Source organism: Bradyrhizobium sp. 26S5, assembly GCF_036923295.1.
GTDB lineage: Bacteria > Pseudomonadota > Alphaproteobacteria > Rhizobiales > Xanthobacteraceae > Bradyrhizobium > Bradyrhizobium septentrionale.
Window position 1 is genome coordinate 400,564 of sequence record NZ_CP145948.1, and the last position, 24,617, is coordinate 425,180.

General features: G+C 64.4%; 23 protein-coding genes. 13 read left to right on the forward strand and 10 right to left on the reverse strand.

The features are described from left to right. Positions 1-3: 3 nt before the first annotated feature. Positions 4-288, reverse strand: coding sequence for a hypothetical protein (locus V5279_RS01855; RefSeq protein ID WP_338694602.1), 285 nt, complete (start codon positions 286-288; stop codon positions 4-6). A gap of 219 nt (positions 289-507) precedes the next feature. Here V5279_RS01855 and V5279_RS01860 point away from each other — a divergent pair, with 219 nt between their 5' ends. The 6 genes from V5279_RS01860 to V5279_RS01885 all read left to right on the forward strand — a co-directional run bounded on the left by V5279_RS01860 (position 508) and on the right by V5279_RS01885 (position 9,058). Further along, positions 508-2,199 (forward strand): bifunctional diguanylate cyclase/phosphodiesterase, encoded by a 1,692-nt coding sequence (locus V5279_RS01860; protein ID WP_338694604.1) that lies wholly within the window; start codon positions 508-510, stop codon positions 2,197-2,199. Positions 2,200-2,403: 204 nt separating this feature from the next. Beyond that, entirely contained in the window at positions 2,404-3,297 is an 894-nt protein-coding gene (locus V5279_RS01865; RefSeq protein WP_414645889.1) for an ABC transporter substrate-binding protein, read from the forward strand. Positions 3,298-3,328: 31 nt separating this feature from the next. Further along, the gene (locus tag V5279_RS01870) at positions 3,329-4,939 is read left to right on the forward strand and encodes an amino acid ABC transporter permease/ATP-binding protein (protein ID WP_338694606.1); all 1,611 of its coding nucleotides are present in this window, start codon (positions 3,329-3,331) and stop codon (positions 4,937-4,939) included. Positions 4,940-4,979: 40 nt separating this feature from the next. Beyond that, on the forward strand, positions 4,980-6,221 hold the full coding sequence (locus tag V5279_RS01875) for an acetamidase/formamidase family protein (RefSeq protein ID WP_338694608.1): 1,242 nt from the start codon (positions 4,980-4,982) through the stop codon (positions 6,219-6,221). Positions 6,222-6,303: 82 nt separating this feature from the next. Further along, positions 6,304-8,643 carry an acetamidase/formamidase family protein gene (locus tag V5279_RS01880; protein ID WP_338694610.1) on the forward strand — a complete coding sequence of 780 codons (2,340 nt, stop codon included), beginning with the start codon at positions 6,304-6,306 and terminating at the stop codon, positions 8,641-8,643. 28 nt (positions 8,644-8,671) lie between these two features. Beyond that, the gene (locus V5279_RS01885; protein WP_338694612.1) at positions 8,672-9,058 is read left to right on the forward strand and encodes a RidA family protein; all 387 of its coding nucleotides are present in this window, start codon (positions 8,672-8,674) and stop codon (positions 9,056-9,058) included. A gap of 106 nt (positions 9,059-9,164) precedes the next feature. Here V5279_RS01885 and phaR read toward each other — a convergent pair whose 3' ends face one another. Further along, the gene (phaR, locus tag V5279_RS01890; protein WP_166301327.1) at positions 9,165-9,752 is read right to left on the reverse strand and encodes a polyhydroxyalkanoate synthesis repressor PhaR; all 588 of its coding nucleotides are present in this window, start codon (positions 9,750-9,752) and stop codon (positions 9,165-9,167) included. 314 nt (positions 9,753-10,066) lie between these two features. On the opposite strand from phaR, the gene V5279_RS01895 reads away from it, so the two are divergent. The 3 genes from V5279_RS01895 to V5279_RS01905 all read left to right on the forward strand — a co-directional run bounded on the left by V5279_RS01895 (position 10,067) and on the right by V5279_RS01905 (position 13,299). Next, entirely contained in the window at positions 10,067-11,245 is a 1,179-nt protein-coding gene (locus tag V5279_RS01895; RefSeq protein ID WP_166301330.1) for an acetyl-CoA C-acetyltransferase, read from the forward strand. Positions 11,246-11,513: 268 nt separating this feature from the next. Then, positions 11,514-12,239, forward strand: coding sequence for an acetoacetyl-CoA reductase (gene phbB / locus V5279_RS01900; protein WP_166301333.1), 726 nt, complete (start codon positions 11,514-11,516; stop codon positions 12,237-12,239). A 187-nt stretch (positions 12,240-12,426) separates the two neighbouring features. Continuing rightward, on the forward strand, positions 12,427-13,299 hold the full coding sequence (locus tag V5279_RS01905) for a DMT family transporter (protein WP_338694618.1): 873 nt from the start codon (positions 12,427-12,429) through the stop codon (positions 13,297-13,299). Positions 13,300-13,337: 38 nt separating this feature from the next. On the opposite strand, the gene V5279_RS01910 is transcribed toward V5279_RS01905, so the two are convergent. After that, entirely contained in the window at positions 13,338-13,772 is a 435-nt protein-coding gene (locus tag V5279_RS01910) for a cupin domain-containing protein (RefSeq protein WP_338694620.1), read from the reverse strand. 12 nt (positions 13,773-13,784) lie between these two features. Beyond that, a complete protein-coding gene (gloB, locus tag V5279_RS01915) occupies positions 13,785-14,552 on the reverse strand; it encodes a hydroxyacylglutathione hydrolase (protein ID WP_338694622.1) in 768 nt (255 codons plus the stop codon). A 183-nt stretch (positions 14,553-14,735) separates the two neighbouring features. On the opposite strand from gloB, the gene V5279_RS01920 reads away from it, so the two are divergent. Then, entirely contained in the window at positions 14,736-15,485 is a 750-nt protein-coding gene (locus tag V5279_RS01920) for a class I SAM-dependent methyltransferase (protein ID WP_338694624.1), read from the forward strand. A 152-nt stretch (positions 15,486-15,637) separates the two neighbouring features. Here V5279_RS01920 and V5279_RS01925 read toward each other — a convergent pair whose 3' ends face one another. Together V5279_RS01925 and prmC are read right to left on the reverse strand one after the other, a co-directional pair. After that, the gene (locus tag V5279_RS01925; RefSeq protein ID WP_338694626.1) at positions 15,638-16,387 is read right to left on the reverse strand and encodes a DUF4167 domain-containing protein; all 750 of its coding nucleotides are present in this window, start codon (positions 16,385-16,387) and stop codon (positions 15,638-15,640) included. 469 nt (positions 16,388-16,856) lie between these two features. Then, a complete protein-coding gene (prmC, locus tag V5279_RS01930; RefSeq protein WP_338694628.1) occupies positions 16,857-17,747 on the reverse strand; it encodes a peptide chain release factor N(5)-glutamine methyltransferase in 891 nt (296 codons plus the stop codon). Positions 17,748-17,848: 101 nt separating this feature from the next. On the opposite strand from prmC, the gene V5279_RS01935 reads away from it, so the two are divergent. Further along, positions 17,849-18,274 (forward strand): HIT family protein, encoded by a 426-nt coding sequence (locus V5279_RS01935; RefSeq protein ID WP_338694630.1) that lies wholly within the window; start codon positions 17,849-17,851, stop codon positions 18,272-18,274. Between the two features lie 10 nt (positions 18,275-18,284). Here V5279_RS01935 and V5279_RS01940 read toward each other — a convergent pair whose 3' ends face one another. The 4 genes from V5279_RS01940 to V5279_RS01955 form a co-directional block, all read right to left on the reverse strand. Next, entirely contained in the window at positions 18,285-18,983 is a 699-nt protein-coding gene (locus V5279_RS01940) for an ABC transporter ATP-binding protein (RefSeq protein WP_166212151.1), read from the reverse strand. After that, positions 18,980-20,836, reverse strand: a complete 1,857-nt coding sequence (locus V5279_RS01945; protein WP_338694636.1) for a branched-chain amino acid ABC transporter ATP-binding protein/permease — start codon at positions 20,834-20,836, stop codon at positions 18,980-18,982. Before V5279_RS01945 ends, V5279_RS01940 begins: the two co-directional genes overlap by 4 nt. Positions 20,837-20,850: 14 nt before the next feature. Next, positions 20,851-21,726 (reverse strand): branched-chain amino acid ABC transporter permease, encoded by an 876-nt coding sequence (locus tag V5279_RS01950; protein ID WP_029079556.1) that lies wholly within the window; start codon positions 21,724-21,726, stop codon positions 20,851-20,853. 102 nt (positions 21,727-21,828) lie between these two features. Next, positions 21,829-23,184, reverse strand: coding sequence for a substrate-binding protein (locus V5279_RS01955; RefSeq protein WP_338694639.1), 1,356 nt, complete (start codon positions 23,182-23,184; stop codon positions 21,829-21,831). A 288-nt stretch (positions 23,185-23,472) separates the two neighbouring features. On the opposite strand from V5279_RS01955, the gene V5279_RS01960 reads away from it, so the two are divergent. Both V5279_RS01960 and V5279_RS01965 read left to right on the forward strand, forming a co-directional pair. Next, entirely contained in the window at positions 23,473-23,913 is a 441-nt protein-coding gene (locus V5279_RS01960; protein ID WP_338694641.1) for a hypothetical protein, read from the forward strand. Positions 23,914-24,058: 145 nt separating this feature from the next. Then, positions 24,059-24,526: a helix-turn-helix domain-containing protein gene (locus tag V5279_RS01965; RefSeq protein ID WP_338694643.1), complete on the forward strand. Its 468-nt coding sequence runs from the start codon at positions 24,059-24,061 to the stop codon at positions 24,524-24,526. Positions 24,527-24,617 lie beyond the last annotated feature (91 nt).

A 24,617-nucleotide genomic window follows, 5' to 3' on the forward strand; every position in this document is an offset into this window, starting at 1 on the left:
AATCTAGATGATCTGCCGCGTACGCCGCGCGACGCTGCGGCGTTCGTCGATGTGCGGGCCGTAGGCGCTTTGCGCGTCGGCCAATGACCCACGCCGCAGCTCGCACGTCTGCGGTTCGTGGGCGGCGGTTGCGATCAGCTGGGCAACGAACGACGGATCGGCGTGGGGTAGCGGGATCTTGGGCGCCCAACGGGTGGTCGTGGCCAGCGGCACCAAGGCGGTGCAGGGGGCTGCAGGTTCGCCTGTAACCTCGCCGTCCAGGATTTCCGATTGATCGATATCAGGCATCGCACGCAGACCCGTTGACCGTCATACTTTGGGACGTTGCGTCCCTCCGCAACACCCCCGTGGCAAGGGTCATGCCCGCCATCCCCAGTTCGTTCCCCGGCAGTCGCAAACGTGGTTTCCAGATTATTTATCAACTTCTCCTAGCGTTGGATTCGCCGGAACCACTATCTTGAGGGCGTGCAGAATCACCGGGCGCCGTCCCAAATCGAGACATGTTCGATGCCACCTGTCCCGCCAGCTGCCAGCATCCTCGCCTCGCTCGGCCAGGCAACATTCGCCTGGGACCTGGCGAGCGACGCGATCGCCTGGAGCGACAATGCGGCGACGGTCTTTCCGGATATCCCCGTCGCGGCGCTCGCGAGCGGCGCCGAGCTCGCCAAGCTGATCGAGCCATTGCGTTCGGTTCGATCAGATGCGCTCGGCCAGGCCGCGACTGTGCGCAGCGGGGAGGGCGTTCCCTACCGGATCGAATATGGCGTGCGCGCCGTCACCTCGGCGCCGGTGATCTGGATCGAGGAGACCGGCTGCTGGTTTGCCGGCGCCGACGGCAGGCCGGCGCTGGTGCAGGGCGTCGTCCGCATCAACAATGAACGGCATGCCCGCGACGAGCAGCTCATGAAGCTGTCGCGGCACGATCCGCTGACCAACGAGCTCAACCGCACCTATCTGATCGCCTCGCTCGCCGAGACGATCGAGGAGTGCGCGCGCTTCCGCACCTCCTGCGCCTTCATGCTGATCGGCATCGATCACCTGGCGCGGGTCAATGATGCCTTCGGCTTCGATGTCGCGGACGCCGTCATCGCCGAGGTTGCGAAGCGGATCCGCGCCCGGCTGCGCAGCGGTGACATGCTCGGCCGCTTCTCCGGCAACAAGTTCGGCCTGATCCTGCGCAACTGCACCGTCGACGACACCAATGTCGCGGCCGAGCGCTTCCTCGCCGCGGTCCGCGACGAGGTGGTGCCGACCAAATCCGGCCCGGTGTCGGTGACCGTGTCGATCGGCGCCGTCACCATCCCGCGCCATGCGAAGTCGGCGGAGGAGGCGGTCAATCGCGCCCAGGAGACGCTGGACGCCGCCAAGAGCCGCCGCGCCGGATCGTTCGCGCTGTGGAAGCCGAATGTCGAGCGCGACGCCCAGCGCCGCGTCAACATCCGCGTCACCGACGAGATCGTCACCGCGCTGAACGAGCGCCGTATCGTGATCGGCTTCGAGCCGGTGGTCGATGCGCGTTCGCGGCAGGCTTCGTTCTACGAGTGCCTGGTCCGCATGGAGCAGGACGACGGCCGGGCGCTGCTCGCGCCTGACATCGTGCCGGTCGCCGAGCGGCTCGGCCTGATCCGGATGGTCGATCACCGCGTGCTGGAGCTCGCCGTCGCGGAGCTTGCCGCCGCGCCTGATGTCGAGCTCAGCCTGAACATCTCGCCCGACACCACGATGGACCCGGACTGGTGGGCCACCATCGAATCGCTGATGCGCGCGCATCCCGGCGTCGGCGAGCGGCTGATCGTCGAGATCACCGAGACGGTCGCGATCCAGGACATCGACGACGTCCGCGGCTTCGTCACGCGGCTGAAGAATTTCGGCAGCCGGATCGCGATCGACGATTTCGGCGCCGGCTACACCTCGTTCCGAAACTTGCGCAAGCTCGGCGTCGATATTGTCAAAATCGACGGCGCCTTCGTGCAGAACATCGTGCGCTCGGCCGACGACCGCGCCTTCGTGCAGACGCTGATCGATCTCGCGCGCCGTCTTGAGATCAAGACGGTTGCCGAATGGGTGCAGGACGAAGAGGCCGCTGTGATGCTGCGCGAGTGGGGCTGCGACTTCATCCAGGGCCGCCTGATCGGCCTCGCCTCGCCGGACCGGCCGTGGAACGCGCCGGCCGAGAAGGCCGTCCCTGCCGCGGGCTGACGCGCGATGATCGGCTGATCACCGCGCTCCCGCTCCGTTCTCGACAGGGGTTGCTCAAAATATGAGCGCGTCGTGCCCAAGGTTTGGCGGGAGTTCATCCAATTTATTGTGCGTTCCCAGACAAGTTTTCCAGCGGAGACCGCCGTTTACTTCTTCGAGGTTTGGACCGTGGCTTGCGCCATGACAACGTCGAAAGAGGATCGAATGGTCACGTTATCTTTTCCGCGCACGTACAAACTCATGCATATCGCGGCGCTGGGGGCACTGCTGGTTGTGGGCGTCGGTGCTCCAACCAGCGCTAGGGCAGCTGCGCCGGCCGCCTGTGCGGAGCTACAGGCAAAATATCCGGACTGGAAGGGCAAGACCCTCGTCAACGCTATCAATCCGCATACGCCAGGCTACGAGTCGATCGATCCGAAGGACCCGAGCAAATATGTCGGCTTCGATATTGATCTCGGCGAGGAGATTGGTGAATGCCTCGGCTTCAAGCTGACCTACAAGGCGGTTACCTTCGCCGCACTCCTGACCACGCTGGCCAGTGGTCAGGCCGACATTGTGATCTCTGACATCTACGCCACGGAAGAGCGTGCCAAGGCGGCCGACTTCATCACCTATTCGAAGGTGTTCGACGGCGTAGTGGTCGCCAAGGGCAATCCGAAGAAGATCTCCGGCATCAATACCTCGATGTGCGGCGCGGCAGCGGCCGAGAACACAGGCTACGTTGAAGTTCCGCTGATCCAGGCGCTCGTGCCGGAGTGCAAGAAGGAGGGCAAGCCTGAGCCGACCATTCAGCTCTACGACAACAACGCCAACTGCATTCAGGCGATCCTGGCCGGACGCGCCGACACTTATGTCAACGACGTCAACACCGTCGACAATGCGGTGAAGGCCTATCCGGACAAGCTCGAAAAAGCTGTCGCGGTGACAATCCCGTATAAGGTCGGCATCGGCGTGCCCAAGGACAAGCCGGCCTTCCGCGATGCCGTGAAGGCGGCGCTGACCGAGATCTACAAGTCGGGCGATCAGCTCGCGCTGCTGAAGAAGTGGAATCTCGATCCGGAGAACCTGATGGAGCCTGGTCTGCTGACGGTCAAGTAGGTTCAGCACTGGCAAAAGGACGCCATGCTCGATGGAGCTGTTCCTCCACTATTTGACCATGCCGTATATGATCGAGGGCATTCAGGCGACCTTGCAAGTCACTGCCCTCGGTCTACTCGGCGGCCTCGTCCTCGGTGTGATCCTGGCGTGGATGCAACTCAGCCGCTTCAAAGCGCTGGCGTCATTCGCCCGGGTCTACACCGTGATCTTTCGCGGCACGCCACTGATCCTGCAGATGGTGTTCGCCTATAACGCCCTGCCGCAGATCGGCATCAAGCTCCCTGCCATTCTCGCCGCCGGCCTCGCGCTGGCCTGCAACGAAGCTCCGTTCATCGCCGAGATGCTGCGCTCCGGCGTGCTCGGCGTCGATCGCGGCCAGGTGCTGGCCGGGCAGGCGCTCGGCATGACGCCCGGCGTCCTGATGCGCCGGATCATCGCGCCGCAGGCGATCCGCTCGATGATCCCCGCCTTCGGCAACGAGACCGTCAGCGCGCTGAAGAATTCGTCGCTGGCGTCGGTGATCGCCGTGCAGGAGCTGACGTTGCGTTCGACCCAGATGGCGTCGGCAACTTTCGATTTCTTCTCGATCTTCTTCGCCTCCGGCCTGATCTATCTGTTCCTCACTGCGGCGATCGCCGGCATCCAGTTGTTCCTCGAATGGCTGTTCGATCTCGACCGCGCGTCGAAGCAGATCAGGCTGATGCGGATGATGCCGTGGTATCGGGTGCAGGGGCTCGATGATCCGCTGACCGCGGCGGACGAGACGCCGCCTGAGATCCTGCCCGATGCCGGCGTCGCCGAATTGCCGCCGCCGCGCTCGCAGTCCGGGCGTATCGATCGCGCCAAACGCACCGAGACGCTGGCGCGAAACAACGTGGCCGTCGATATCGCTGCGCTGCGCAAGAGCTATGACAATCAGGTGGTGCTCGCCGGCGTCGATATCACGGTGCGGATCGGCGAGGTGATCGCGCTGCTCGGGCCGTCCGGCTCCGGCAAGAGCACGCTGCTCCGCTGCATCAACAATCTCGAGCTCTGGAACGACGGCAGCATCAAGGTCGGCGGTCGCCGGCTCGGCTTCAACGATCACGGCAAGGCGCTGTCGCCGCGACTGCTGGCGCAGGCGCGTGCCGAAGTCGGCGTCGGCATGGTGTTCCAGCAGTTCAACCTGTTCGGCCACCTCACCGCGAAGGAGAATATCGCGGGGCCGCTGCGCTGGGTGCATGGCATGTCGCGCCCCGATGCGGATCGCCGGGCGACCGAATTGCTCGCGCGCGTTGGCCTCAGCCACCGCGCCGATGCACTGCCGCGGCATCTCTCCGGTGGCCAGCAGCAGCGCGTCGCCATCGCCCGTGCGATCGCGCCAAATCCAAGCGTGCTGTTGCTCGATGAACCGACTTCCGCGCTCGACCCCGAACTCGTCAATGAGGTGCTTGAAGTCATCCGTCGCCTCGCGGTGGAAGACGGCCTCACCATGATCATTTCAACTCATCAACTGCGCTTCGCCAGTGAAGTCGCCGATCGCGTGGTGTTGCTGGCGGGCGGCGCGATCATCGAGGAGGGCCCGGCCAATGAGGTGCTGGGCAATCCGCGCAATCCGGTAGCGCAGCGTTTCCTCAATGCCATGGAGGCCGAAATCGCATGAACAGAAATCAGTCCGCTTCCATCCGCGTGAGGGCCTTTGCGTGAAACATCATCTGTTGTCGGTATCTGCGAAGACCGTGCATTGGGGCTATTTCAGCAAGGTCGTTGCGCCGGCGCTGACGCTGAAGTCTGGCGACCGCGCCACCATCGAGACGCTGACGCATCACGCCAATGACGATTACGAGCGCATGATCGAGGGCGATCCCGGCGCCGAGAGCGTGTTCAAATGGACGCGCGAGCACAAGGCGGTGGCGCGGCGCGGCTCGGGGCCTACCGAAGGCCCGTTCATCCGCGGCTCCGGCGAAGGCGTCGGCGTGCATCTGCTCACCGGCCCGGTGGCGATCGAAGGCGCCGAGCCAGGCGACGTGCTGGAGGTGCGCATTCTCGACGTGCGTCCAAGGCCGGCCTGCAAGGCCTGCCATGCCGGCAAATGCTTCGGCTCCAATGTCGCGGCCAACTGGGGCTTTCACTATCACGACTTGATCGAAGCGCCGAAGCCGCGCGAGGTGGTGACGATCTTCGAGCTCGACACGTTGGGCGAACCCTTCGCCAAGGCGGTCTACAATTATGTCTGGACGCCGCAGACCGATCCCGACGGCATCGTGCATTCGACCATCGACTATCCCGGCGTGCGCGTTGATCACGCCACCATCGTCAAGCGCGAGAATATTCTGAGCAATGTCCGTGTGCCCGCGCGGCTGCATTTCGGCACCATGGGCCTCGCGCCGTCAGAGCAGGATTTCGTGTCCTCGATCCCGCCGAGCTATACTGGCGGCAATATCGACGACTGGCGCGTCGGCAAGGGTGCCAAGATGTTCTATCCGGTCGCGGTGCCCGGTGCGTTCTTCTCGGTCGGTGATCCCCATGCCGCGCAGGGCGACAGCGAGCTTGGCGGCACGGCGATCGAGACCTCGCTCACCGGCGATTTCGAGTTCATCCTGCACAAGCATCGCGATCTCGCCGGCACACAGCTCGAAGGCCTGACGCATCCGATGCTGGAAACTCCCGACGCCTGGTCGGTCTACGGCTTCACCTATCCGAACTATCTCGCCGAGCTCGGCGTCAATGCGCAGCTCGAAATCGCCGATCATTCCAGCCTCGACCGCGCAATGCGCGACGCCTTCCGCAAGATGCGTCGCTTCCTGATGACGGTGCACAAGCTCAGCGAGGACGAGGCGATCTCGCTGATGTCGGTGGGCGCGGATTTCGGCGTGACGCAGGTGGTCGATGCCAATTGGGGCGTGCATGGGACCATCCGCAAGAACGTGTTCCGGTGTGACTGATCACGCGCCGGCCACAGGGCAGGACGCGACATCCTTTGGACTGGCATGGAGATTGCTTGGCTTCGGCTCCGAAGGTCGATGCATGAGGCCGCGTCCGTTCACGAGTGAATCCTACTCCGAAGGCGACCGCCCCGAGGCCTGGCGGGACGTCCTGGCGTCGGTCGGCTTGCAGCCGACGGCCGCCACAACCACTCATGCCGGCCATGCCACCGCGGTGCGGCGCAATTTTCAGGGCGTGACGCTGGCCAGGCTTTCGGCAGGGCCACAATCGGTGTCGTCGCGCACCGATGTTGTGGCCGATCATCCGCTGGTGCTCCTGCCGATCGAAGACGGGGTGGCACTGAAAACGGCGGCCGGTTATCAGATCGTCGCGGCGGGACATCTTCTGCTGCTGCCGCGCGCGGGAGACTGGAGCGTGTCGTTCCAGCGCGAGATGCGCGCGGTGGTGCTGTCGGTGGCTTCCGAACCGACGTATTGCCGCCGTGCCACGCCGCAAGACGGCGAGATGCGTGTGCTTCCACCCGGTGGCTTTGGCAGCGTATTTGCGCAGATGATGGAACTCGCCGCGCGCGATCTCGAAGCGCTGTCCGATGTCGAATGGACCGCGCTCGCGCGAAGTCTCGCCGATCTGCTGCCGACATTCATGTGTCAGCACAGCGATACAGCAAGCGATCTCGGCGGCAGCAGCGCCTCCAAGGCGGCGACGCTGCATCGCCTGTGCGAGACCGTTGAACGCTGCCTCGACGATCCCGATCTGACGCCGGCGAAAATCGCCGGCGCTGAGGGCATTTCCGAACGCTATCTGCAAAAACTGTTCGAGGGCGCCGGCACCAGTTTCACGCATTACCTGCGTGAACGCAGGCTGCAGCGCACCTGGGCCGATCTGTCCAACCCCGCGGAGGCGCATCACTCGATCTCCGAGATCGCCTTCCGCGTCGGCTTCAACGACTCCGCGCATTTCAGCCGCGCCTTTCGCCAGCGCTTCGGTCTATCGCCGCGCGAATTCCGCCAGCATGAAGCTGAGCGCCAAACCGCATCGACAGCCACAGCCGGCCAACGCGGCTGGCCCCAACAAGCCCTGGCGCAACTGCGCAGCCGGCATGTCGCGCTGGTGCGCAAGACCGCTGCACCCTATAACGCCCATGACGTGGAGATCGCGGACGCGCCGCGCCATCACCATCTCGCCGCGGACGCTTCGCGCGTGCATTGGGGCTATTTCAGCCATTCGTTGCCACCGCAGGTCGAGATCGGCTCCGGCGACACCATCACCATTGAGACGCTGACCCAGCATGCCTCCGACGATCCCGAGCGCATGATCAAGGGCGATCCAGGCGCCGAAAGTGTGTTCCACTGGACGCGCGATCGGAAGAACGTCGATCGTCGCGGCGCCGGCCCGCTCGATGCCTCGATCTATGGCCGCGGCGCCGGCGAGGGATTCGGCGTGCACATTTGCACCGGGCCGGTGGCCGTGAAGGACGCGGAGCCAGGCGACGTACTGGAAATCCGCATCCTCGACATCGTGCCGCGCGCGAGCCGCAATCCGGATTTCAAGGGGCGCGTGTTCGGCAGCAGCGTCGCGGCCTGGTGGGGCTATCACTACAAGGAATTCCTCGCCGAGCAGAACGCCCATGAGGCGGTGACGATCTACGAGATCGTCGACGACGATGACGCACCGCATGCACGTGCGCTGTATTCCTATCGCTGGGAGCCGCAGACCGATCCGTTCGGGACGCTGCACAAGACTTATGACTATCCGGGTATTCCGATCCCGCCATCATCAGTGCGGCGCCGGCACGATGTGCTCGACGGCATCCGCATCCCGCTACGTCCGCATTTCGGAGTCATCGCGCTGGCGCCGCGCGAGGCCGAACTTGTCGATTCCGTCCCGCCCGCATATTTCGGCGGCAATCTCGACAACTGGCGGCTCGGCAAGGGCTCGACGGTCTATCTGCCGGTGTCGGTGCCAGGCGCGCTGCTGTCGGTCGGCGATCCTCATGCTGCACAGGGTGACGGCGAACTCGGCGGCACCGCCATCGAATGTTCGATGACCGGCACATTCCAGGTCATCCTGCACAAGAAGAATGCGTTCACGAATCAGCCCTTCGCCGATCTCACCTATCCACTGATCGAGACAGAAGCCGACTGGGTGCTGATGGGCTTCAGTCATCCCAACTATCTCGCCGAATTCGGCGCCAACGGGCAGAGCGAGGTCTATGCCACCTCGTCGCTCGATCTCGCGATGAAGGATGCGTTTCGCAAGATGCGCCGCTTCCTGATGAACATCAAAGGCCTCACCGAGGACGAGGCGATCGCGCTGATGTCGGTAGCGGTGGACTTCGGCGTGACGCAGGTGGTGGACGGCAATTGGGGCGTCCATGCCATTCTCAGTAAGCGCGTCTTCGATCACGCGCCGCAAAACTAACGATCAAAGAGCAGGCGAGGAGACATCGTTGCAGTTTCACATGATATCCGGCGGCCCGAGGCCGGTCGCGCCGTTCAGCCACGCGGTCGAGACCGACGGCTTCGTCTTCGTCACCGGCCAGATGCCGGATACGCCGGCCGCACCCGGCGTATTGCCCGAGGGTATTGTGGCGCAGACCCGCGCGGTGATGGAGAATCTGCGCGTGGTGCTTGCGGGCCTGGATCTCGGCTTCGAGCATATCGTGATGTCGCGCATCTATCTGACGCGCTTCAAGGACGATTATGCGGCGATGAACGAGACCTATCGCAGCTACTTCCGGTCCGACCGCCTGCCGGCCCGCACCTGCGTCGGCGTGACCGGTCTGGCCTACGATGCGTTGATCGAAATCGATCTCGTCTGCCGCCGGCCTGCATAGACGCAGCGAACGCGGGCTGAAGAGAGGTCAGCGGCGCCTGACGCCGGGTTCGCCGCCATCAGATCCGCGGTGCGATGAGGCCGTCCGGCCGATCGGCGATAAGGACCTACTCGTCCTTCTTCGTCGGCTGCGACATGCGCTCGAGGCGTTCCTGCATGTCCTTCATCTGGCGGCGAAGGTCGTCGATGTTGCCGTTGTCGGGCGACGGTTCCGGCACCTTCTCGGCCTCGCCAGCGCGCTGCGGCACGAACGGCTTGAACATCGAGAAGGTCTGCTGAAACAGCTCCATGTTGCGGCGGACCTGTTCTTCCAGCGGAGCAAACGGCGTACCGCTCAGGGCGCCCGCGATCTGCTTGCGAAATCTCTCCTGTTCCCGGGTCAGCTGATCGATCGACTGCTCGAGATATCTCGGCACCACCATCTGCATGCTGTCGCCGTAGAAGCGGATCAGCTGGCGCAGGAACGTGGTCGGCAGCAGGTTCTGCCCGGCCTTGTTTTCCTGCTCGAAGATGATTTGCGCGAGCACGGAGCGGGTGATGTCGTCGCCGGTCTTGGCGTCATAGACGAGGAAATCCTCGCCCTCCTTCACCATCGCCGCGAGATCCTCGAGCGTCACATAGGTGCTCGTACCGGTATTATAGAGCCGCCGGTTCGCGTATTTCTTGATCGTGGTCGGTTGTTCAGATTTTGCCATGGGCTCTCACTTCAACACCGAAGAACCTGGAACCCGAACGGCATCGCCGCTGGGCTAAATGCAACGCATCGCAGCAAAGGTAAGCATTTTCAAAGCGGTTCGGCTACCGTTTTGTGCGGCACGGTTAATCTCAAAGCAAAGGGATTGCTCAGGAAAGTGCCAAGAGCGTCATTTTGAGTGCGTCGCGGCGCGATTTGCGTGACAGTTCGATTGACATGTCCCAACGAGGTTTACAGGATAGCCGTCAAGAGACAGGCCCGCCAGACCGGCCGCCCGCCGTCGAGAAACCCAGCTACAACCAATAGGAGATGTCCATGTCAGACGATGTCGTCATCGTCAGCGCCGCCCGCACCCCCGTCGGCAGCTTCAACGGCGCGTTCGCCACCACGCCGGCCCACGACCTCGGCGCGATCGCCATCAAGGCGGCGCTTGAGCGTGCCGGCGTCGAGGCCGGTCAGGTCTCCGAAGTCATCATGGGCCAGATCCTCACCGCCGCCCAAGGCCAGAACCCGGCCCGGCAGGCCTCGATCGCGGCCGGCATCCCGGTGGAAAGCCCGGCCTGGGGCGTCAACCAGCTCTGCGGCTCGGGCCTGCGCACGGTGGCGCTCGGCTACCAGGCGCTGCTGAACGGCGATTCCTCTGTTGTCGTCGCCGGCGGCCAGGAATCCATGAGCATGGCCCCGCACGCGCAATATCTGCGCGGCGGCGTCAAGATGGGCGGCCTCGAGCTGATCGACACCATGATCAAGGACGGGCTGTGGGATGCCTTCAACGGCTACCACATGGGCAACACCGCCGAGAACGTCGCCAAGCAGTACCAGATCACCCGCTCGCAACAGGACGAGTTCGCGGTCGGCTCGCAGAACAAGGCCGAGGCGGCGCAGAAAGCCGGCAGGTTCAAGGACGAGATCGTCCCGGTCACGATCAAGAGCCGCAAGGGCGATATCGTGGTCGACACCGACGAATATCCGCGTCATGGCGCCACGATCGATGCGATGGCCAAGCTCCGCGCGGCCTTCGAGAAGGACGGCACCGTCACCGCCGGCAACGCCTCGGGCATCAATGACGGCGCCGCCGCCGTCGTGCTGATGACCGCCAAGGAAGCCGCCAAGCAGGGCAAGAAGGTGCTCGCCCGCATCGTCTCGTGGGGCCAGGCCGGCGTCGATCCCAAGATCATGGGCACCGGGCCGATCCCGGCCTCGCGCACCGCGCTGAAGAGGGCCGGCTGGAACATCGCCGATCTCGACCTGATCGAGGCCAACGAGGCGTTCGCCGCGCAGGCCTGCGCCGTCAACAAGGACCTCGGCTGGGATCCCGCCAAGGTCAACGTCAATGGCGGCGCGATCGCGATCGGCCATCCGGTCGGCGCGTCCGGCGCGCGCGTGCTGGTGACGCTGCTGCACGAGATGCAGAAGCGCGACGCCAAGAAGGGCCTCGCGACGCTGTGCATCGGCGGCGGCATGGGCATCGCTATGTGCGTTGCACGCGACTGAACAAAAGGCAGCGAGGTCGGTTAGGTGATGAAAAGATCATCTGTCAACCGCGGCGCGAGCTGATAAACATGATGCCCGGCTTTGTGCCGGGCATTTTTGTTTCGAGAGCATGATCCGGAAAAGTGTGAAGCGGTTTTCCGAAAAGATCATGCTCAAAAAAGGGAGCTAAAGCGCGATGACAATTCAACCTAATCTCATCGCGCTTTGTTGAGTGAGTGCGAAGGCCGGGGCGATCCGGTTATAAAAGACGGCCAAGGAGGAGACGGACATGGCACGTGTTGCATTGGTGACGGGCGGAACGCGGGGCATTGGAGCTGCGATCAGCAAGGCGCTGAAAGCGGCGGGCTACAAGGTGGCGGCGAGCTACGCCGGCAATGACGCCGCGGCGGAGAAGTTCAAGGCGGAGAGCGGCATTCCCGTCTACAAGTGGGATGTCTCATCGTTCGACGCTTGCGCGGCCGGCGTGAAGCAGGTCGAGGCCGATCTCGGCCCGGTCGACGTGCTCGTCAACAATGCCGGCATCACCAAGGATACCGCATTCCACAAGATGACGCTGGAGCAGTGGAATGCCGTTATCAACACCAACCTCGGCTCGCTGTTCAACATGACGCGCCAGGTGATCGAGGGCATGCGCGCGCGCAAGTTCGGCCGCGTCATCTCGATCTCCTCGATCAATGGCCAGAAGGGCCAGTTCGGTCAGGTCAACTACTCCGCGGCAAAGGCCGGCGATATCGGCTTCACCAAGGCGCTGGCGCTGGAGAACGCCAAGGGCGGCATCACCGTCAACGTGATCTGCCCGGGCTATATCAACACCGAGATGGTGCAGGCGGTGCCGAAGGACGTGCTCGAGAAGAGCGTCATCCCGCAGATCCCGGTCAACCGGCTCGGCGAACCCGAGGAGATCGCGCGCGCCGTGGTGTTCCTCGCCGCCGACGATGCCGGTTTCATCACCGGCTCGACGCTGACCATCAATGGCGGCCAGTATCACGCCTGACGCGACAAGCGTCGTCGCGTCGCAGGTGCTCTATCAATGAAGTCGTCATGCCCGGGCTTGTCCCGGGCATCCACGTCTTGTAACTCGCGGCCAGGAAGACGTGGATGGCCGGGACGTAGGCGAGCGGAAGCGACGCCGTCCTTCGGACGGCTATGCCCGGCCATGACGAAGAGACCTCCCGAGCAAGATGACGACCCGAACTGCCACCCTTGTCGGACTGACCGCCATTTTGATGTGGTCGCTGCTGTCGGTCATGACGGTTGCGACCGGCAAGATCCCGGCGTTCCAGCTCGCCGCCATGACCTTCGCGATCGGCGCCGCGGTTGCGTTGGCAAGCTTCCTGTTCCGTCCCGCAGCCTTCGGCGCCTTGAAGCAGCCGCTGCTTGCCTGGGTCGTCGGCGTTGGCGGGCTGTTCGGCTATCACGCGCTGTATTTCCTGGCGCTGCGTTTTGCGCCACCGGCCGAGGCAGGCCTGCTCAACTATCTCTGGCCACTGTTGATCGTGCTGTTCTCCTCGCTGCTGCCGGGCGAGCGGCTTGCGATCCATCACATCGTCGGCGCGCTGCTTGGGCTTGCCGGCACCGTGCTGCTCTTCGCGGGCAATACCGGCGCTTTCACAGCAGAGCAGATTCCAGGCTTCGCGGCGGCCTTTGTCGCGGCGTTCGTCTGGGCTGCCTATTCGGTGATGTCGCGCCGGCTCAAGGCGGTGCCGACAGATGCGGTGGCGGGCTTTTGCCTTGCGACCGCGGTGCTTGCCGCGCTCGTGCACATGATGGCGGAGACCACGGTGTGGCCGGCAACGCCGCTGCAATGGCTTGCCGTTGTGGCGCTCGGCATCGGCCCGGTGGGGGCTGCGTTCTTTGCCTGGGACATCGGCATGAAGCGCGGCGACATCCGCGTGCTCGGTGCTGCGTCCTACGCCACGCCGCTGCTCTCGACCGCGTTCTTGATCCTCGCGGGTTTTGCCAAACCGAGCGCCAACATCGCGATTGCCGCGATCCTGATCGCCGGCGGCGGTCTGATCGCGGCCAAGGACATGGTGCTGAGAAAAAGAATGTAGGATGGGTTTCGCTGCGCTCTACCCATCCTACAAATGCCTTACGACGCGGGCTCCCAGCCCTTCGGCGCCAGCTCGAATGTCGCGAACTCGAATGCCGGCGCGACGGTGCAGCCGACCAGCGTCCAGTCGCCGCTGCTTTCAGCGGCCTGCCAGGCGTTCGCCGGCACGATCGCCTGCGGTTGCTCGCCGCTGATGACGTCAGGCCCGAGCGTGATCGCATGCGGCGGCGCGCCGTCCTGCGCGATCCGCAGGGTCAGCGGCGCGCCGGCGTAATAGTGCCACATCTCGACTGCGTCGATGCGGTGCCAGTGCGAGCGTTCGCCGCGCGCCAGCAGGAAGTAGATTGCGGTCGAGCGGGCGCGTCCATTGGCGTCACAATTCTCGTCGCGAAACGTCTCGCGATAATGTCCGCCTTCCGGATGCGGCTTCAGGTCGAGCCGCGCGACGATGTCGGCAGCCGAGAACTTAGACATCAAGGTCGGCCATCACGACTTGTTCTTGCGCTCGCGAAGCTCGCCGAACACCTGGGCCGCCTCGGCGCCCTTCATGTGCAGCTTGGCCGCGACCACCGGCTCGTCGGCGCGCAGGAACACGTTGGCCTTCTTCTCGTCGCCGAGCAGCACGGGTATCGTCGGCTTGTTCTCGGCGCGCAGCCGCGTCACTTCCTCCGCACGCGCCTGCAAGGCTGCGTTGTCGGGCTCGATGGTGAGCGCGAACTTGACGTTCGATGCGGTGTATTCATGGCCGCAATACAGACGAAAATCGTCCGGCAGCGAGCGCAGCTTCAAAAGCGAATCCCACATCATCGGATAGCTGCCTTCGAAAACCCGCCCGCATCCGATCGAGAACAGTGTGTCGGCGGCGAACACCGCCTTCTCGCCGTCGAACACATAGGAGATATGGTCGAGCGTATGGCCAGGGGTCTCCACCACGCGCGCGAGCAGGCTGCCGACCTTGATCACGTCGGCATTGGCGGCGCGCAGGTCGACATTGGCGATCTTCGCCGACTTATCGTGCGGGGCGACGACGCGGCAGCCATATTTCTGCTTCAGCTCGGCGACGCCGCCGACATGGTCGCCATGGTGATGGGTGATCAGGATGTCGGTCAGCGTCCAGCCTTCGTGCTCCAGCGCCTTGATGATCGGGCCGGCCTCCGGCGCGTCGATCGACGCCGTTGCCCCGGTCGCGGGATCGTGGATCAGATACCCGAAATTGTCGGTGAGGCAGCTGAAGGTGCGAATCTCGGCGGTCATGATATCTCCACGAACAAACGGGACGGACAGGTCAGAGCATGATGTTTCGAAAAGCCGGTGCCCACGCTTTCGGATCATGCTTTTAACGCGTCCAGTATAGGGGTGAAATATGGCGTTAACGCTCCGGCGGCAACGCAAATTTCCGCGCTCCCCGGCACCAGGGGGCATGTTAGGCTAGCGGCCATGGACGTCATCGACCTGCGCGACTTCTATTCGCAGCGCCTCGGCATCGTGGCGCGGCAGCTGATCAACCGCGGCCTCCGCGCGCGCTGGCCGAATGCCGAAGGCCTGCGTGTGCTCGGCCTCGGCTATCCGACGCCCTATCTCGGCCTGTTCCGTGAGTCCTGCGAGCGCTGCATCGCCTTCATGCCGGCGGCCCAAGGCGTGCTGAAATGGCCGACCGGGCGGCCGGCGCTGGCGACCCTGATCGACGAATTCTCGATGCCGCTGCCGGATGCCGCGGTCGACCGCGTGCTGCTGGTGCATGCGCTGGAGATGTCTGATGATCCGGAGCGGCTGCTGCGCGAGGTGTGGCGGGTGCTGTCGCCGTCGGGGCGGCTGATCGCGATCATCCCGAACAGGCGCGGCGTCTGGACGCGCACCGACGCGACGCCGTTCGGCCATGGCCGGCCCTATTCGCGGGCGCAGATCACGCAGCTGTTGCGGCAGACCTGGTTCACGCCGACGGCGTGGGGCGAGGCGTTGTTCATGCCGCCGGTTCAGGGCAGCTGGTTTCTGCGCTCGGCGATGGCGTGGGAGCGGGTCGGCGCCGCGCTGTCGATGCCGTTCGCCGGCGTGCATATCGTGGAAGCGAGCAAGCAGGTCTATCGCGCGATCCCCGCCCGCCGCGAGCGCACGCAGCTGATCCCGTCATTGCGGCCGGTGCTGGTGCCGTCATCGACGGCGACGCGCAAATCCATTCACCCGGAATAGAGCGTTTTCGAGCGAAGTGGATGCCGGTTCGCGTGAAGAAAACGCGTCAAAACAAAAAGCTAGAGCTTCGGTTCTGATTGAATCAGAACCGAAGCTCCAGTGACGCGATTTATTCACCCTCCCCGCGAAGGGAGGGTGGGAGATCTTCAGGGTTATTCGTTGCCCGGATTGAAGTCGTCGCTCGGCGCGGGCTGCGCGGCAATGTCGGCGCGCGGGCCGTGCGGGCGGCGGCGGCGGCGCGGGAAGCGTTCGCTGCGTTCTGCGCCGCCATTGCCTTCATAGGCGCCATTGACCTGCGGCTGCGCGCCACCGGTGATGAACGAGGGCAGGCGATCGACGCCGCCGGCATCGGCCAGCACGGGCTGCGGCTGGTTCGGCGGCTGCGGCTGATATTGCGGCTGCGGACGATGCTCACGCTCGCGGTGCTCGCGTGGCTGCTGCTCACGCTCGCGCGGCGGCTGCTCGCGCTGGTACGGCGGCTGGCCGTTCTCGCGGATGAAGGGCTGTTGCTGCTGCGGCACGAAGCCCGGCTCCTGGCCGAAGCTCGAATAGCCGTCGCTGTCGTCGTCGCTGTCGTCGGTCGCGATCGGCTCGGCGTCGGGGCGCGGCGGCTGCTGATTCTGCCTAAACTGCTCCTGCGCCGCTGCGATGATCCGGTAGTAGTGCTCGGCGTGCTGGTAGTAGTTTTCTGCTGCCACCGGGTCGCCGGAGGAGCGCGCATCGCGCGCCAGCTGGACGTATTTCTCGGCCACGTGGGAGGCCGTGCCACGGATCTTGATGTCGGGTCCGTTCGATTCGTATACCCGTGTCAGGGGATTCTGGCCGCGCCGGTTATTGTTGTTGTTATTATTATTGTTGTTATTCCGGTTGCGCATCCGCTTGTTGTTCTGACCGTTTCTCATCTGTCGCCTTTTATTCCAGCCCTGAAGTTATTGCAGTCCACAGTCCGATTCACAGAGTCCGATTCGGCGCGCGCCTAGGCGCACGGAATCGCAATACCGTCCGAAGTGGCTTCGATCTCGCCGACCATCTCGTTCAGCAAAGTCGCGTTCAGCAAAGACGCGTTCCCCAACCGCCGCCAGCGGATCTCGCTAGCGACCAAATCATTGCGCCCGTTGAGACAGGCCCAGTTCTCGTGCGTAAGTCTTCAAGCGCAATAACAGGCTTTCGTTCGCTTGGCGGTCGAGAGCAGCACAGCTTTCAGCCATTGCGCTCAATGTGACCCGCGTTCCTGGAACCTTTCGATCGGCGGGCTCTGCTGAACCCTGGTCATCACCCGTAACGATTACGGGGCCAGCACCGATGTTGTGCCCGGAACGTAGTCGTTCCCGGGGGATATTCCAAGAGGTTTTTTTGCGTTCCAATAGGACTTTATCGGGGCAGCCGGCGGGCGGAAACGGCCCTCGGAACGCCCCCCAGATCGGCCCTGGGCGGCCCCGTTGGGGATAACCCGGACGCCGTCATCAGGGCTTCAACGTCGCCGCTCTGGCCCTGCCCAACCTCCACAACCAGAAGTCCGTTCGAGGCCAAAAGACCCGCAGATTGCGAAATCAGCGCGCGGTAGGCGTCGAGCCCGTCGGCACCGCCATCGAGCGCCGCGCGGGGATCATGCTCGCGCACCTCGATGTCGAGGCCGGCGATGTCGGCGGAGGGGATGTAGGGCGGATTGGACACGATCAGGTCGAACGCGCCGGTCAGCCCGCTGCCGTAGTCGCATTTGATCCATGTCGCGCGATCGGCAAGTCCGAGCTCGGCGGCGTTCCGGCCCGCCGTCTGCAATGCCTCCGCCGAGATGTCGGTGGCGAAGCCAAGCGCGTTGGGCAGTTCCGAGAGCAGCGCCAGCAGGATCGCGCCCGACCCGGTGCCGAGATCGGCGATCCGCAAGGCGCGGCCGGCGGTGCCGTCGGCGCGCAGCAATTCGAGCGCGCGCTCAACCACGGTCTCGGTGTCGGGCCGCGGCACCAGCGTCGCGGCGGAGAGCTGCAGCGGCAGTCCCCAAAATTCCTTGCTGCCGAGAATGCGCGCGACCGGCTCGCCGGCGAGGCGGCGTACTGCGAGGCTCTCGAGGCGATCCGATTCGTCAGGGGTCAGCGTGCGTTTCGCTCCGGTGACCATGCCGGTCAGATCGAGCCCCAGCGCGGCGCCGACCAAGAGACGCGCATCGAGTTCGTCGGCGTCGCTGCCGGCCGCCTTGAGGCGCGCGGCGAGTGCGCGCCGGGCGCTCTCGACGGTCTGGCTGCCATGTCCTGCTGATGCGCTCATCGCGCGTTGTTAGCCGATGGTCGATGCGGCGTCGATATCACTTGCACCCCGCACGGCCGGCGCGCACGGTCGACGCCTAAAACGATCCGGAACGCACCACCATGACGGGCTATGACGACCAGAACATCTTCGCCAGGATCCTGCGGGGCGAGGTGCCGAGTTTCAAGGTCCATGAAACCGACCGGACCTTTGCCTTTCTCGACATCATGCCGCGGTCGCCCGGACATACGCTGGTCATTCCGAAAGCGCCCGCGCGCGGAATCCTGGACATCGCGGAAGACGATCTTGCCGCCGTCGCGCGGTCGGCGAAGCGCATCGCCGTCGCCGCGATGAAGGCGTTCTCCGCCGACGGCATCATCATCCAGCAATTTAGCGAGCCCGCCAGCGGTCAGGTCGTTCTCCATTTGCATATGCACGTGATGCCGGTGAAGGCCGGCGTCGCGCTGCTGCCCGCGCAGACCCGCAAGGAGGAGATGGCTGTGCTCGCCGATCATGCCAAACGCATGATCGCGGCACTCGCGAGTTGAGCGGCGCGGGTTAGACCCCGAGATAGCGCTGCAGGACCTCGGGCTGCGCCTTGATCTCCTGCGCGGGCCCTTCATGGACGATGTGCCCATTGTTGATGATGTAAATGCGCTGCGCCAGCGCGAGCGTTGCGGCGAGGTTCTGCTCCACCAGCACGATGGTCTGTCCGGCCTCGGCCAGATCGCGGCACGCCTTCATCAGGTCGCGCACGATCACCGGCGCCAGTCCCTCGAACGGCTCGTCGAGCAGGATGATCTTCGGATCGCGCACCAAGGCGCGCGCAATCGCCAGCATCTGCTGCTCGCCGCCCGACAGGTCAGTGCCGCGATTGCTCCGCCGCTCCCGGAGCCGCGGGAACATCTCGTAGATGCGGTCGAGCGGCCAGCGCTGCGAGGCGGTCAGGCCGGCGATCACGAGGTTCTCCTCGACGCTCAGGCTGCCGAAGATGCGGCGCTCCTCATGGACCAGCTGCATGCCGGCCTGCGCGATCTTGTGGCTCTTCCTGCCGGATATCTCGACACCGTCGAACATCACCGAGCCGCGGCGCGGGGTCACCACGCCCATCAGGCTCTTCAACGTCGTGCTCTTGCCGGCGCCATTGCGGCCGAGCAGCGCCACCACCTCGTTGCGTTCGACCCGCATCGAGACGTCGAACAGGATGTGCGAATCCCCGTAATAGCTGTTCAGTCCATTGACCTCGAGCAGGCTCATGCGGCGAGCACTCCATGCACGCCGCCAAGATAGGCCTCCTGGACGGTCGAATTGTTCTTGATCTCTTCCGGCGTTCCTTCGACCAGCACGCGACCCTCCTGCAGCACGGTGACGCGCTCGGCGAGCTCGAACAGCGCATCCATGTCGTGATCGATGATGATCATGGTGCGGCCCTGGCTGATCGACTTCAGCAATTTCACGGTCTCGACGCGTTCGCGCGGGCTCATGCCGGCCAAGGGCTCGTCGAGCAGCAACAGGCTCGGCGATGTCGCCAGCGCCAGCCCGATCTCGAGCCGCCGCTTCTCGCCATAGGCGAGCTCCGACACCGGCGTATCGGGCCTCGAGGTCAGATTGACCAGCTCGAGCGTCTGCTGCACGCGCTCGGACAGGCCTGGGATACTGTCGATGCTGCGGAACAGATCGAGCTTGAACTTGCCGCGAAGCCCCGAAAGCGCCGCGATCACCAGGTTCTCGCGCACCGTCAGGCCGGCGAACAGCTGGTTGACCTGGTAGCTTTTGGTCAGGCCGAGCTGACAGACGTCGGTGACGTTCATCCCGGTGATGTCGCGGCCGCCAAATACGATGGTGCCCGAGGTCGGGTGGACCTCGCAGGTCAGCATCTTGAAGAAGGTCGATTTGCCGGCGCCGTTCGGGCCGATGATGCCGCGTAGCTCACCATGGTTGACGGTGAAGTCGATATCGCTGTTGGCGAGCAGGCCACCATAGCGCTTGGTCAGGCCCCGGGCCTCGAGGATCGGACCGGACGGATTGCTGTCCGTGCGAGGTGGGGCGGGGATCGGTGCGGCGGCGGCTGCGGCGTGCCGCTCGCTTGCCACAGCGACAGTCTCCGGCGCGCGCTCGTCCGGCTCGCTCGTGCGGCGCGGTCCGGTCACGAGCCGGTAGAGATCGGCGAGGCCGCCGATGATGCCGCGGCGCAGGAAGCAGACCAGCAGCACGAACACGATGCCGAGCACGAGCTTCCAGGCCGCGCCGAGCCCGAGCGCCGCCTGCAGGAAGTCCTGCAGCGACAGCCAGACCGCGGCGCCGACCAGCGGCCCGAACAGCGTGCCGCGGCCGCCGATCGCCGTCTGCATCACGAGCTGCCCAGAGGTGTCGAAAGTGAACGCGTCGGGCGGCATGAAGGCCTGCAGCACGCCGAGCAGACCGCCGGCAAAGCCGGCATAGGCGGCGGCGATCACGAAGGCGGTCAGCTTGTAGCCGTGGATGTTGTGGCCGACCGCGGTCGCGCGCAGCGGATTGTCCCTGATCGCGCTGAACACGGCGCCGACCGGCGAACGCACGATGCGCAGCGCGATCACGACGCCGATGAAGTAGCACAGCGCCAGGAACTGGTAGAGCGACCAGCCGGTGGTGAAGTGCAGCGTGGTGAAGCCGAAATTGAAGCTCGGGGTCGGCACGCCCGGCAGCCCGTTCTCGCCGCCGGTGAAGTCCGACAGCGGATTAAACTCGACGAAGAAGAACACCTCCGCGATCGCCACCGTGATCATGGCGAAGTAGATGCCGGTGCGGCGCAGCGCGATCAGGCCGATCAGATAGCCCGCCGCGGCGGCCGCGATCATGCCGATGACGAGCGCGAGGACAACGTTCGGGAAGCCGGCGCGGGTCAGCAGCCAGGCGGCGACGAAGCCGCCGGTGCCGTAAAAGGCCGACTGGCCGAACGACAGCAGGCCGGTGAAGCCGAACAGGATGTCGAAGCCGAGCCCGAACAGGCCCCAGACCAGGATCCGGTTCACCGTGTTGGGTGCGAAGCCGAGCCACGGTAGCACGAAGGGCGCGGCGATCAGGCCGGCGGCCGTCAGAAACTCGATCAGGTATGGGCGCTGTTTCAGCATTTAAAAATCCGTCGTCATTCGCGGCCCTGCGTGCCGAGCAGGCCGTGCGGTCTGAGCACGAGCACGAGCGTCATCGCCGCGAACAGCATGACGTAGGCGTAACCGGGGTTGAACATCGAGGTGATGCTGATGATCTCGCCGGCGATCAGCCCGCCGAGGATCGCACCTGGAAACGAGCCGACGCCGCCGATCACCACCACCACGAAGGTCTCGACCAGGATGTCGTCGCCGACGCCGGGCGTCAGCGACACCACGGGCGCGTTGATGATGCCGGCGAAGCCTGCGGCCATCGCGCCGATGCCGAACACGATCATGAAGACGCGGTAGACGTTGATGCCGAGCGAATCGACCATCACCGAATCCTCGATGCCGGCGCGCACGATCATGCCGAGCCGGGTGCGGTACAGGATCAGGAACAGCGCGCCGAGCGCGACCGCGACGATGCCGACGACGGCGAGCCGGTAGGTCGGGTAGAACAGGAAGCCCATCGAGGTGATGCCCTGCAGCAGCGCCGGCGGCGGCACCACCTGCGACTGGCTGGTGAAGATCAACCGCACGATCTCCACGAAACAGATGCCGAGGCCGAACGTGACCAGCAGCTGGTCCTCATGCGGGCGATGGTAGAAGTGGCGGATGATGATCCGCTCCATCGCGACGCCGAGCGCCATCACGAACAGCGATCCCGCGATCACGGCGAGAATGAACGAGCCGGTGTAGGAATAGGTCACGTATCCGGCGTAGCCGCCGATCATGAACATGGCGCCGTGGGCGAGATTGAGCACCCCGAGCGTGCCGTAGATGATCGTCAATCCGGAGCTGATCAGCGCAAGCAGCGCGCCGAGCGCCAGTCCGTTGAAAAGTTGCGAAACGAAATTTGGCCAGTTGATCATGGCGTGCGTTCAGTTGGCCCGGTTAATGGAGGAGCGTCTCGACACAAAGCGGCGCCGCGGATCGGGTCGCCCCGCCCACGGCGCCGAGTTGTCCCACGTTGATCAGGTGTAGTCGCCGAGATGGCAGCCGAACGCATCCGGCTTCTGCATCAAGCCGTCGCCGGCGACGATCTCGATCACCTCGTAATAGTCCTCCTTGTTCTTCATCTCCTTTTCCATCTTGCCGCGGACGATGAAGACGGGGCGGACGCATTGGTGATCTTCGGGGCGATAATGCACATCGCCGACCAGCGAAGGGACGGTCTCGCCCTTCTCGTAGGCCTTGATGACGTCGGGCGGATAGAAGCTGCCGGCTTCCTCGACCATGCGGGCCCAGTGCGCGAAGCTGACATAGGCGTTCTCGGCGCCCCATTCCGGCTTGTATCCGAACTTCTTCTCGAAGGTCTCGTTGAACATCTTGGCCAGCGGATACTTGTCCTCGATGGTCCACCAATAGTCGGTCGCGGCGTAGACGCCCTGCATCAGGCCGCCGGTCTCGCGGGCGATGAACGGCACCTGGTAGGGCACCACGAGCTTCATCTTGTCGAGCACGCCGAATTGCTTGGCCTGCTGCGTCGACAGCACGGCGTCGTGGCCCCAGTTGACGTTGATCAGCACGTCGGCGCCGGAATTCGCGACATTGAGCAGATATGACGAATAGTCGGGCGCGCCGAGCGGCGACACCTGGTTGGTGGTGGTGGTCCAGCCCGCCTCGGCGAGGCGGTCCTGCATCGACTTGGTCACCGTGTGGCCATAGGTGTAGTCGGGCGTCAGATAGGCGGCCTTCTTGTTCTTGCCGAACTGCTTGATCAGCACCGGCGCGATCGCAGCGGCAGCGGTCTGGCCATAGAAGTTCTGGCGGAAGCCGTAGCGCACGCAATCCTTGCCGGTGGTGTCGTTCGATCCGGAGATACCGCAAACGAAGATCACCTTCTCGCGCTGCGCCAGCTTGTTCAGCGCGACCGCGACCGCACTCGACGTGCCGCCGGTGATCATCACCGCCTTGTTCTCGGTGATGAAGCGCTGCTGCGCCTGCACGGCCTCGTTCGGCTTCGCCGCGGAATCCGCGACGCCGAACTTCAGTTCCTTGCCGAGCACGCCCTTTGAGGTCTTCGGCGAGATCTTCTTGATCAGTTCGTGACCGCTGTTGATGTGCTCGATCGCGAGCTGATAGCCCTTGAGCTCATCCTCGCCCTGCACCGCATAGGTGCCGGTGCGCGGGACCGAGATGCCGATGAAGGCCGAGGAGCCGGACGAGCCGGCGGGAAATGTCCCGATCGCCGGATGATCCTCGGCGAATGCCCGCGATGCGATCGAGGCCGGCAGCACGGTGCCGCCGATCAGGCCGGCACCGGCCTGCAGCAGGGTGCGACGCGAGACGTTCAGTGCTCTGCGCGGCAGGAAATCCTTGGTGCTCATCGCTCACTATCCTCCAATTGTATGATTTTTGGCGTGCATGCTCACTGGCCGCCGGATCGGATCGATCGGCGGCTGGATGCGCCGGCTGCGATGGAGCAGCCCGTCGCAGCTACAATTCCCCACCGGCATATTTAGTCAATGTCGCCTTTCGTCGAACCATATCGGTCTACGATGGAATTAATGTCGGAATACGATATATCTGGGTTTACCGCCCGGGTGCGGGTCCTGTAGTGAGAGGCGATGATCCACGAGCCTTCAAGTCGCACCGGAAATCCCGGAGAGCGCGCCGTGACCGAGGACGGCGGCGCTGAGCAGTCGAGCGGCCTGAGCATCCGCGCGATCAACGTTCTGAAGGAGTTGTCGGCCGAGCTGCTCGACGAAGTGCCGCCAAAGCTGGGCTGGACGCCGCCGGACGATCTGCTTCGCCTGCTCACGGCGCGCCATCTTGCGACCGCGCGAAACTGCGGACAGCAAACCATGCGTGAGATCATCGATTGGGCCGAGACGCGCGGGATATCGATCCCGGCGCCGCATCATACCGGCAAATCGCTGTCGGAGGTCTGGGGCGATCTGGTCGAGCGTGCCTCGGCCGGGCATCTGACCAAGAGCGAGATCACTGAGGCGCTGGAGAAGTCGATCCGCCGCCGGAGCCCACGGATTCCGGTCGCCTTCCAGATCGTGCTGCTGAAGATCTTGAGTTCGAGCTACGATCACTGGCCGCAGCCGTGATGCCGCCCGGCCGCGCTGCTCGACCGTCAAACCGTTGAAAACATGAGTGCAAAGGCGTGAGGTAGGATGGTCCGCCGGGCCCGGGCTTGATAGCGTCGCACGGCTCCTGCCGTCCGGCGGAGCGAGCCTGGAGCAGGACCAGCGAATGCCTCAATCGAAGCAGCGGCGCGCGCCGGCCGCGACCGCAAAGCGCAGCGCAGCGGCCGCGACGGTCGATTACCCGGCGCTGGCGCGGTTTCGCCACCAGCTGCGCAGCTTCCTTGCGTTCAGCGAACAGGCGGCCCAGCAAGCCGGGTTGACCCCGCAGCAGCATCAGGCGCTGCTCGCCATCAAGGGATTCTCCGGCGAAGAGCCAACCACGGTCGGCGATCTCGCCCGCTATTTGCTGATCCGACATCACACCGCGGTCGAGCTGGTCAACCGGATGACCAAGCTCGGGCTGCTGACGCGGGCGGTCGATGCCGCCGACGGCCGGCGTGTTCTGGTGACGCTGACGGCGCAGGGCGAGCGCAAGCTGCAAGCGCTGTCGAAAATTCACCTCGAGGAGCTGACCACGGCAGGTCCGGCGCTCGGCAAGATCCTGCGCCACTTCAGGCAGTCGCAAAAACGCTAGAGCTTCGGTCCTGACTGAATCAGAACCGAAGCTCCAGCTTCTTGTTTTGACGCGTTTTCTTCACGCGAACCGGTATCCACTTCGCTCGAAA